Origin of the sequence: Streptomyces brasiliensis, from assembly GCF_014647875.1 — a bacterium.
Classification (GTDB): domain Bacteria; phylum Actinomycetota; class Actinomycetes; order Streptomycetales; family Streptomycetaceae; genus Streptomyces; species Streptomyces brasiliensis.
This window is the reverse complement of sequence record NZ_BMQA01000224.1, coordinates 1-1,278: the sequence shown is the minus strand read 5'-3', so window position 1 is coordinate 1,278 and position 1,278 is coordinate 1. Positions and strand designations below refer to the sequence as shown.

Genomic DNA, 1,278 nt, shown 5'->3' with positions numbered 1-1,278 from the left:
GGTGAGGGTGGGGACGTCTATCTGACGGCGCGGGTGGTGGAGTTCGACTCCCGGGAGCGGTTGGAGACGTTCACGGGTGCGTTGCAGCGGGTGATGGACCGGCATGACATCTATCGCACGGGTGTGGTGTGGGAGGGGTTGCGTGAGCCGGTGCAGGTGGTGTGGCGGCAGGCACAACTGCCGCTCGTAGAACACAACTTGGAGGGTGAGGTAGACGAGCCCGCACAGCGGGCGGAGCGCTTGATCGCCCTCGCGGGACCGGTGATGGACCTGGGCCGGGCGCCGCTGCTGGACGTGCATGCGGCCGAGCTCCCCGAAGGCCGATGGCTGGCCGTGGTGCGTATGCATCACATGCTGCATGACCACATGGGCATGGACGTGCTGCTGGACGAACTCAGGTCGGTACTCACGGGCCACGCGGACGAGTTGGCGCCGGCGATGCCGTTCCGGAACTTCGTGGCGCAGACGCGTGCGGTGCCCCGGGCGGAGTACGAGCGGTACTTCGCCGAGCTGCTCGGCGATGTGACGGAGCCGACCGCCCCGTACGGGCTGCTCGACACACGCGGTGGCGACGGTGGCGTGGCCTCGGCAGTCATGCCCGTCGCCGCCGAGGCCACCGACGGACTGCGGCGCGTGGCATGGGAGTTAGGGGTCAGCACGGCGACGGTGCTGCACGTGGCGTGGGCGCGCGTGCTCGGGGTGCTGTCGGGGCGTGACGACGTCGTCTTCGGGACCGTGCTGTTCGGCCGGATGAACGCCGGTGAGGGAGCGGAGCGGGTGCTGGGTCCGTTCCTCAACACCCTGCCCGTGCGGGTGCGTACCGGCCAGGTGGGCGTACGCGCTGCTGTCGAGGGCATGCGGGACCAGCTGGCGGGACTGCTGGAGCACGAACACGCACCGCTGTCGGTGGCGCAGCAGGTCAGCGGGATCACCGACAACACGCCGCTGTTCACCTCGCTGTTCAACTACCGGCACGTGACCGCCGCTGCCGAACGCCCGGCCGACGAGGAGCGGAACGGGCAGAGGTCGATCGAGGGCATCCAGCGCGTCATGGTCCAGGACCGGACCAACTACCCGGTGACCGTGTCGGTCAACGACTGGGGGACGGGCGGGCTGAGCCTGAGCGTGCAGACCGTGGATGCGCTCGACCCGGAAGCGATCGTCCAGTTGCTGCGTACCGCCGTGGAGCGCGTGGTCGACGCGCTGAACGGGGGGACAGATGTGGTTCTTGGTGGCGTGGATGTGGTGGGGGTTGATGAGCGGGTTCGGTTGTTGGGG

General features: G+C 69.0%; 1 protein-coding gene. It reads left to right on the top strand.

What is annotated here, in order from left to right:
• Window positions 1–1,278 (top strand): condensation domain-containing protein (locus tag IEZ19_RS49875; protein WP_229841751.1); only part of this gene is annotated, 1,278 nt, incomplete at both ends.